The sequence below is a fragment of the Acinetobacter sp. YH12094 genome (assembly GCF_013419295.1).
Lineage (GTDB): Bacteria > Pseudomonadota > Gammaproteobacteria > Pseudomonadales > Moraxellaceae > Acinetobacter > Acinetobacter amyesii.
In genome coordinates, this window is record NZ_VPAK01000049.1 from 1 (window position 1) to 8,314 (window position 8,314).

General features: G+C 41.1%; 8 protein-coding genes. 2 read left to right on the forward strand and 6 right to left on the reverse strand.

Annotation, left to right across the window (positions count from 1 at the left end; translation table 11 throughout):
* Nucleotides 1-353: 353 nt before the first annotated feature.
* Nucleotides 354-626, reverse strand: a complete 273-nt coding sequence (locus tag FTU34_RS16985) for a hypothetical protein (RefSeq protein WP_111886092.1) — start codon at nt 624-626, stop codon at nt 354-356.
* A 225-nt stretch (nt 627-851) separates the two neighbouring features.
* On the opposite strand from FTU34_RS16985, the gene FTU34_RS16990 reads away from it, so the two are divergent.
* A complete protein-coding gene (locus tag FTU34_RS16990) occupies nt 852-1,493 on the forward strand; it encodes a YitT family protein (protein ID WP_162689805.1) in 642 nt (213 codons plus the stop codon).
* A 492-nt stretch (nt 1,494-1,985) separates the two neighbouring features.
* Here the strand turns inward: FTU34_RS16990 and tyrS are convergent, their stop codons facing one another.
* Nucleotides 1,986-3,218, reverse strand: coding sequence for a tyrosine--tRNA ligase (tyrS, locus tag FTU34_RS16995; RefSeq protein ID WP_171262600.1), 1,233 nt, complete (start codon nt 3,216-3,218; stop codon nt 1,986-1,988).
* 63 nt (nt 3,219-3,281) lie between these two features.
* Between tyrS and FTU34_RS17000 the strand changes: the two genes are divergently transcribed.
* Entirely contained in the window at nt 3,282-4,409 is a 1,128-nt protein-coding gene (locus FTU34_RS17000; protein WP_078189534.1) for an anhydro-N-acetylmuramic acid kinase, read from the forward strand.
* Between the two features lie 56 nt (nt 4,410-4,465).
* Here FTU34_RS17000 and FTU34_RS17005 read toward each other — a convergent pair whose 3' ends face one another.
* The 4 genes from FTU34_RS17005 to FTU34_RS17020 form a co-directional block, all read right to left on the reverse strand.
* Nucleotides 4,466-5,752, reverse strand: coding sequence for a lytic murein transglycosylase (locus tag FTU34_RS17005; protein ID WP_180036247.1), 1,287 nt, complete (start codon nt 5,750-5,752; stop codon nt 4,466-4,468).
* A 689-nt stretch (nt 5,753-6,441) separates the two neighbouring features.
* Nucleotides 6,442-7,563, reverse strand: a complete 1,122-nt coding sequence (locus FTU34_RS17010; RefSeq protein WP_168379845.1) for a 5-(carboxyamino)imidazole ribonucleotide synthase — start codon at nt 7,561-7,563, stop codon at nt 6,442-6,444.
* Nucleotides 7,564-7,579: 16 nt separating this feature from the next.
* Entirely contained in the window at nt 7,580-8,092 is a 513-nt protein-coding gene (gene purE, locus FTU34_RS17015) for a 5-(carboxyamino)imidazole ribonucleotide mutase (protein WP_078189531.1), read from the reverse strand.
* Between the two features lie 113 nt (nt 8,093-8,205).
* Nucleotides 8,206-8,314: zinc ribbon domain-containing protein (locus FTU34_RS17020; RefSeq protein ID WP_179994364.1), on the reverse strand; the 109-nt coding region annotated here is incomplete at its 5' end.

An 8,314-nucleotide genomic window follows, 5' to 3' on the forward strand; every position in this document is an offset into this window, starting at 1 on the left:
TGTTCAAATGGCTATTCTACGTTTGATTGGTTTTGGAAAAAAAGAAGAATTTAAGAAAGTGCTAGCAATTTTAAGAAAGAAAAAGCCTGATAGGACAAGGATCCTATGAAATTTGTCGTGTACAGAGGCATTTTTTATAAATTTTTAGCAAATAGTCGATATTTAATTAAGTAAATTTCTTATATCTAGCAAATCTTTTTCAGCGCTTTTAAATCTAATAAAAGTAGCTTTGATTATTTATTGATCATTAGTCTACTTTTCTTCCTCAAAGCACATCATTTTTTTCTGTCATCACACCTATTCAAGCTTTATAGACATTTTTTTGCGTGCATTTTTATATTTCCAAGCATTTTTTAACGTTCAAATGCTAAATGTTGCATGACTTCCAAGATGACTTGTTGCTTTCCACGGAAATCCTCGGCAGAAAATAGCAGCTTGGCACGTCGAGGGAGTTGTTCTCGTACCAATGCAAATAGTTGGTACTGTGCTGCGATATCCAAATCATGTAATTGTTGCTGCGCCTCACAAAATAATGCTCGCTTATACTGTGTGGTTTGGTGATCAAATAAATATCTCAAGATTCGATCAATCTGTTCATCATGATTATCGGTATTGTAATACGCCATGTTGTTGCTCTTTTTTGATTTTTGACCATTGTTCCATAAGGCCTGTTTTTGCAAAAATCATTTTAATTACATGCTTAGTCATTTTTGCTGATAAAAATACAGCCTATTTTATTTGAATAATCACTATTAACGATCACAGTCATAAAAAGCCACTATTTTTGGGCTTTAGACGCATAGAGCGCAGGCTGCGTTTTACGTACACTCTTTTTATTTTTTAGGTGCAGGATGCCAACACAGTTTTTTCCACGCTTATTCTTACTATTAGGCGGATTAGGATTTTTGGCTTTTGGTGTCGTACTCTCTATACATTCAAATTTAGGGACATCCCCTATTTCCTCGGTGCCCTATAGCTTTAGCTATATCTTTCCTCTCACCGTCGGCACATTAACAGTATTAATGCATATCGTCATGATCCTGCTGCAAATGCTGATCTTAAAATCACGCTTTCAATGGATACAGTGGCTGCAATTACCCGTGGGAATTTTGTTTGGTGCATTTATTGACGGTTTAATGTGGCTGACCCAAGGCTGGAGCATAGAAAGTTACCCACTTCAACTCCTAGCTTGCTTGGCAAGTTGCCTGATTACTGCTTTAGGTGTGAGCTTAGTGGTCAAAGCCAGTCTAGTCCTCTTGGCCGCAGAAGGTCTCTATCAAGCCATTGCTGTTCGTTATCGCCTTGATTTTGGCAACTGTAAAACCTATGGCGACATCCTCTTGGTCAGTATTGCGGTTATCAGCAGTTGGCTGGTCTTACATCAAGTCATCGGAGTCCGTGAAGGCACCATTATTACCGCACTTTTAGTGGGAACATTAGTTAAGCGGATCTTACCTAAATTAAGCTTCATTCAATTTGGCCCTAAGCCCTAAAATAAAACTCAATGAACATCTATCTGAGTAAAGACATTTTAAAGCTCGATTGAATCGGGCTTTTTTCTGGAGCGATTAAAGTCTTTAATACAGAAATAAATGTGATTTTTGAAAGGAATAACTCAATTTTACAAATAAAAAAGGGAAAGATCTCTCCCAAAATCTTTCCCTTAGAATTGAATCTTTAGTCGATCCATCGTGTAGTTATTATAGTTATTTGTTAACTCACTAAAAAAAGAGTCCCTTGGGGAAGAGACTTATAAAAAGTGGAGTTATCGTTATGTACCCTCTAGATGGTATATATCTCTCTAGATGAATAAATCTTATACATAAAATTCAAGAAATGCAACACATTTGGCAAAATTTAAGTGTTGTTTTTATAAGGTTTTTTTTGAATTTTCTTATTTATATTATTAATATATTAATTGGTAAAAAAAAGCAGGCCGAAGCCTGCTTTTAATTCAATAACTTAACTAAAAATTCAAGAATTTATTAGTCGGTAAAAGTTACTTTTGCGATCGCTTTTTTGCTCGCTTGGATGATCAAAGTTTTGTTTTCTGACACAGCATAACCTGCATCAACCACTTCCCAATCCACTTTCACCGCGCCACGACCAATTGCATCTTTTGCTTGAGCTGCATTTTTAGTCAAACCCGCTTCACGCAAAATAGAAGTAATGAAAATCTCACCACCAAATGCGCCACGAGAAATAGTCACTTCTGGTGTACCTTCTGGAAGTTCACCTTCAGTAATCAAGTTGCCTGCACCTTTGTGCGCATTTGCCGCAGCTTCTGCGCCATGGAAACGCTCAACCAATTCAAGTGCAAGAATTTTCTTCACTTCTTGTGGATTACGACCTTCAGCCACTTCTTTAAGTAACTGTTGAATTTCTTCAATCGATTTAAAGCTCAACAAGTCAAAGTAACGTTCGATCAAATCATCTGGCATTGAAAGCACTTTTTGGTACATCGCACCCGGTGCATCAAATACAGCAATATAGTTACCCAAAGATTTAGACATTTTATTTACGCCGTCTAAACCTTCAAGAATTGGCACAGTAATGCACACTTGAGATTCTTGGTCATAACGGCTTTGTAATGTACGACCCATCAGCAAGTTAAAGGTTTGGTCTGTACCACCTAACTCTACATCCGCTTCTAGTGCAACTGAGTCATAACCTTGTACCAATGGATATAAAAATTCGTGAATCGCAATCGGTTGATGGCTGTTATAACGTTTAGTGAAGTCATCACGTTCCAACATACGTGCCACAGTTTGCTGTGAAGCCAACTGAATCAAGTCAGCAGCAGTTTTTTGACCAAACCACTCTGAGTTGAACACAACTTTAGTTTTCGCAGGGTCAAGAATCTTAAATACTTGTTCTTGATAAGTTTTAGCATTTTCTAAAACTTTTTCACGTGACAACGGTGGACGCGTAGCGCTCTTACCCGTTGGGTCACCGATCATGGCTGTATAGTCACCAATCAGGAAGTAAACTTCATGACCTAAATCTTGGAAAACTTTTAATTTATTAATCAGAACCGTATGACCTAAATGTAAATCAGGTGCAGTCGGGTCAAAACCCGCTTTAATTTTTAATGGGCGATTCTGCTTTAATTTCTTAAGAAGATCTTCTTCAGAAATAATCTCATGTGTGCCTCGTTGGATGAGGGCAAGTTGTTCTTCAGCCGGCAGGAAATTTGACATCACAAAATCCAAATAGATCAGTTATACAATTTGTGCGATATACTAACACTTTTTCAGCACATTGCAGGCTTAAGAATCATCATGACAGCGATCTACATTGGGGTAATGACCGGCACAAGCATGGATGGTGTCGATATTGTTGCTGCTTCTTTTGATCCTTTAGAGATTCATGCGACGCTCACACTTCCCTTTGACCCAGACCTTCGTGATGAACTGATGGCCCTCACCTTGCCTGATGACAACGAAATTGATCGTATGGGTAAGGCAGATGTTGCTTTAGCTCAAATGATCGGTCATGGCATTAATGAATTGATCGAGAAAAATCAGCTAGATCGTAGTCAAATCAAGGCGATTGGCTCACATGGACAAACCATCCGCCACCGTCCTGAACATGGTTTTACCCTGCAAATTGGCGACCCTAACATTATTACCGAACTCACTAAAATCCCTGTGATTTCAGACTTCCGCCGCCGCGATATGGCTGCGGGTGGTCAAGGCGCACCTTTAGTTCCTGCGTTCCATCAAGCGCTTTTCCAACATGACACCATTCACCGTGTGATTTTAAACTTGGGCGGTATTGCCAATGTCAGCATGTTACCTGCTGGTAAACCTGAAGATGTCTATGGCTTTGATACAGGCCCTGCAAATATTTTAATGGATGCATGGTGTGAACGGTATACTGGTCAGCCGTATGATGAAAATGGCAACTGGGCGGCTTATGGTCAACCCATTCGCAGCCTGCTCGACCGCTTACAAGCGCATGAGTTTTTCTCTAAGGAACCTCCAAAAAGTACAGGTCGTGAAGACTTCAATCTAGAATGGTTAGATGAACAGATTCTCGATTGGCGTGGAGATCTCGAATATGACGAACTCGAAGATACGCCAGAAAACATTCAAGCAACCTTAATGAAACTCACCACACGTGCCATTAAAAAAGCCATTTACCGTTCTGACATGGATACTGGTGAAGTCTATGTCTGTGGTGGTGGTGCATACAATTCGCACCTATTAGAGCAACTGCGCTGGCGTCTACGTAAACATGAATGGACGGTGCAAAGTACCGCAGATTTAGGCTTAAGCCCAACATGGGTGGAAGCCACAGCCTTTGCTTGGTTGGCGATGCGCTTTGTCAATCAGCTTAGTGCAAATTTACCAAGTGTGACGGGTGCTGCTGGCTATCGTATCTTAGGTACAATCACTGCGGTTTAAGAGTCAAAAACATATAAAAAAGGTCTGCAATTGCAGACCTTTTTATTATTGATGAATTAACGCATCATATTTTTCGCATTTTCATTACGAAATGCCCGTAAAATCTGCTGTCCCGCCCGACCTGTTGGACTTAAACCCAGTCGATTTTGCTCTTGTCGAATGGCTTGACGGGTTTTATCTCCAATTAATCCATCCACTTTACCGATGTCATAGCCGCGGTTAAGTAAAAATTGTTGAATCTCACGTCGTTCCGCACGTGAAGTCCCAGGATCATCGGTTGGCCATGTCGTACTAAAGCCACCCTTGCCTTGCAAGCGATCGGATAAATGCGCAATCGCTAATGCATAACTCTCTGCCGCATTATAGCTGTAGATTGCATCGAAATTTTTAAACACCAAGAACACAGGCCCACTTGCCCCAGCCGGTGCCATTAAACCTGCTTGGCTCGATCTAGAAAGGTTACCTTGAATTAACGGCGTACCATCGGCACGCTGCAAACCACGATTCATCCAGCTGTCTAATGACTTTTTATTACGGCGACTTTCTCTACTGATCGACATGCCATCCGGAATTTTGACTTCAAAGCCCCACGGCTGACCAGTTTGCCAACCACGCTTTTTCAGGAAGTTGGCTGTAGATGCCAACGCATCCGTGGTGCTCGATACCAAATCACGGCGGCCATCACCATCAAAATCCACGGCCAGTTCTTCATAGGTACTCGGCATAAATTGGGTATGACCAAATGCACCTGCCCACGAACCTTTCAATTGAGATTCATTTAAATCACCACGCTGCAAAATCCGCATGGCTGCAAAAAACTCGCCACGGAAATAGCTTTGACGGCGTCCTTCACAACTTAAAGTGCCCAATGACTGTAATAAAGGATAGCTACCCGCAATATCACCAAAATTACTCTCCACACCCCAAACCGCGACCACGGTTTCAGCAGGCACACCATAAGCCGCTGCGACACGGTTTAATACATCACGATGCTGCGCCAATTTCTGCTGACCCAGTTGTACACGCTCTTCATCTACCAGACCGGACAGATAGTCCCAAATCGGAGTTGAAAACTCAGGCTGATAGTTGAGCTTTTCAATCACAGAATAATCAGGTGTTAAATTTTGTGTATAGCGATCATAAGTGGATGCACTCACACCAGCATTCATTGCTTGCGAGCGCAAATTGGCTAAACAACCTTGAAAGTTATTTTGTGGTGAAATGCTGCTTGTTGCAGGCATGCTCGACGCATTGACAGACTGACCATTAATAATCAACTCGGCATTTGCCTGAGTTATTGCCAAAAAAGCAGTCCCGAAAACAAATCCTAAGTGATGCTTCATACCCTAGATCTTTTTTGAATTTAAATTGTTGCTTTAACAATAGCAGCTCAAAGCAAAAGTTAAAGGTTCAAAACGTAAATTTAAATTCATATTTTCTACTTATTTAAATTCATTTTTAAAATTTGAATTCAAAAGTAGTTATCCACAACCCAACTTTAAATTCATTAGAAACCAAACACCGGTTTAAATTTAAATTCAAAACTTTTAAATTTAAAGATAAATTAGGTGCATAAAAAATTATCCACAAATGCAAAATGGGGTAAAAATTCATTTTTATTATTAATAATCAAAATATTATAGGTTTTAAAATATACTCCCTATAGATCCAATAAGTCTGAGCAACTTTTAAATTCAAATTTTAAATTTAAACACGGCGAAATGAATTCATTTTTCAAATTTAAATTCATAAACTTTGAATTCATTTTTTTCGTATAGGATTTTTTGAATTCAAAACGCTTTGGTTATTTTTGATTTTGATTCACACACATCACAGGCTATTGATACACAAAAAATAATACGAAGATTAACGCAGAATATTTATAAACGAACGAACACTTTATGATCAATAATTTCTTATCGTTTCAGCGATAAACGGTGTGATTTTGCAAAGAGGCGCAATGATGCCCGAACTACAGCAATAAAAAAAGCGGCCATGTGCATGACCGCTTTTTTATCATTCAAACACAGGTTTAAATGGTCATATCTTCGCTAAGTGCCAGTGGATTCGGCAAAATTTTCGCCAAAGCACGGCATAAAGCTGTTAATTCAGCAGTATCGTTCGGCATTAAAGTGATGTGACCGATTTTGCGGCCTTCACGCTCTGTTTTGTTATACAGATGCAAATGCGCGCCATTCAGTGCCAATACATCTTCAGACTTCGGATGTTGGCCAATGATGTTCACCATGACCGTTGGACGAACAACTTCAGTCGAACCTAAAGGTAACCCCGCTACAGCACGAATATGGTTTTCAAACTGTGAACACACTGCACCTTCAATCGACCAATGCCCCGAGTTATGCACACGTGGCGCCATCTCATTGGCATATAAGCCTTTATCTGTCACAAACAGCTCTAGCGTCAAAACACCGACATAATTCAAATGATTGAGCAGGCGAGTAATGTAGTCTTGCGCAACTGGTTGTAAGTCTGCGCTGTTTGGCGCAGGCACAATCGAATGCGACAAAATGCCGTTGTGGTGGTGGTTTTCCGCCAATGGCCATGTTTTCACATCACCGTCTTGACCACGCACCGCAATAATTGAGACTTCACGTGAGAAGGTTACAAAGCTTTCCGCAATCAATTCACCAGCAGGGCCCAGTTCAGCCCATGCTTGATCCATTTGCTCAGCGCTACGTAGCACGAATTGGCCTTTACCATCATAACCGCCACGCGATGTTTTCAGTACGATGGGTAAACCCAGCTCAGCAACAGCGGCTTCCAAACTCTCTAAAGACGTCACAGCCTTATAGGGTGCAACTGGAATAGCCAACTCATCAAACAAGGCTTTTTCAGACAAACGATGCTGTGCAATCGCTAAAGCTTGACGCGGCGGGTGCAGTGCTTTGTTCTTGGTCAACACATCAACATCTGCTAACGGGGTATTTTCAAACTCTAAGCTGAAAACATCTGCACTCTGAATGAAATCTTGCAAGCCATTTTCAGCTTGGGTCGAAATCACTGGACCTAGGGCTGCAGAAGGGCAGTCGGTACTCGCTTCAAAGAAGGTGCATTGAATGTTTAAAGGTAATGCCGCTTGCGCCATCATACGACCAAGCTGGCCACCACCAAAAATACCAATGGTTTTATCCATGAGAAATGCCCCTTAATTAAGCTTGACCCGGAATATTTTTACTCGCCACTTTATCGGTTTGCGCAGCACGGAAATCTGCAACATTTTTTGCGATTTCAGGCCGTGTTAAACCTAAAATTTGTGCAGCCATGATCGCCGCATTGGTTGCACCCGCTGGGCCAATGGCCAAAGTACCGACAGCAATCCCTGCAGGCATTTGTACAATTGAAAGCAGTGAATCAACACCATTTAGAATCGATGATTTTACCGGTACGCCAAGTACAGGTAGGTCAGTCTTCGCTGCACACATGCCTGGCAAATGTGCTGCGCCGCCAGCACCGGCAATAATTACTTGAATACCACGATCACGTGCGGTTTCGGCATATTCGAATAATCGATCTGGAGTTCGGTGTGCAGATACTACTTCCGCTTCAAATGGGACGCCAAGCTGTTTGAGCATATTGGCAGTGTTTTCTAGCGTTGCCCAATCCGATTGAGAACCCATGATAATTCCAACGAGAGGAGTGTCTTGTGAAGCGGCCGCATTCATTGCAATGTTTCCAGAGATTAAAGTAAGAGAGAGTAAATCTCGACTAGAGCCAAGCTTTAATAAGAGCCCCGTATTATAGACTGAAAATTCATCTCATTGACATCCTCACCCCCTTAAAAGAGGGTGATTCCTACAGCTAGACGCTTATGCCCAAGCGCAAGAATGTTTAGAGCTGAGTTTATATCTCGATCATGAGCTGTACCACAGCTCATGCACTCCCAT

Coding starts and splice junctions, on each gene's coding strand:
- FTU34_RS17010 (WP_168379845.1), bottom strand. CDS start 7,563: ATGGATAAAACCATTGGTATTTTTGGTGGTGGCCAGCTTGGTCGTATG.
- FTU34_RS16985 (WP_111886092.1), bottom strand. CDS start 626: ATGGCGTATTACAATACCGATAATCATGATGAACAGATTGATCGAATC.
- FTU34_RS16990 (WP_162689805.1), top strand. CDS start 852: ATGCCAACACAGTTTTTTCCACGCTTATTCTTACTATTAGGCGGATTA.
- FTU34_RS17005 (WP_180036247.1), bottom strand. CDS start 5,752: ATGAAGCATCACTTAGGATTTGTTTTCGGGACTGCTTTTTTGGCAATA.
- FTU34_RS17000 (WP_078189534.1), top strand. CDS start 3,282: ATGACAGCGATCTACATTGGGGTAATGACCGGCACAAGCATGGATGGT.
- purE (WP_078189531.1), bottom strand. CDS start 8,092: ATGAATGCGGCCGCTTCACAAGACACTCCTCTCGTTGGAATTATCATG.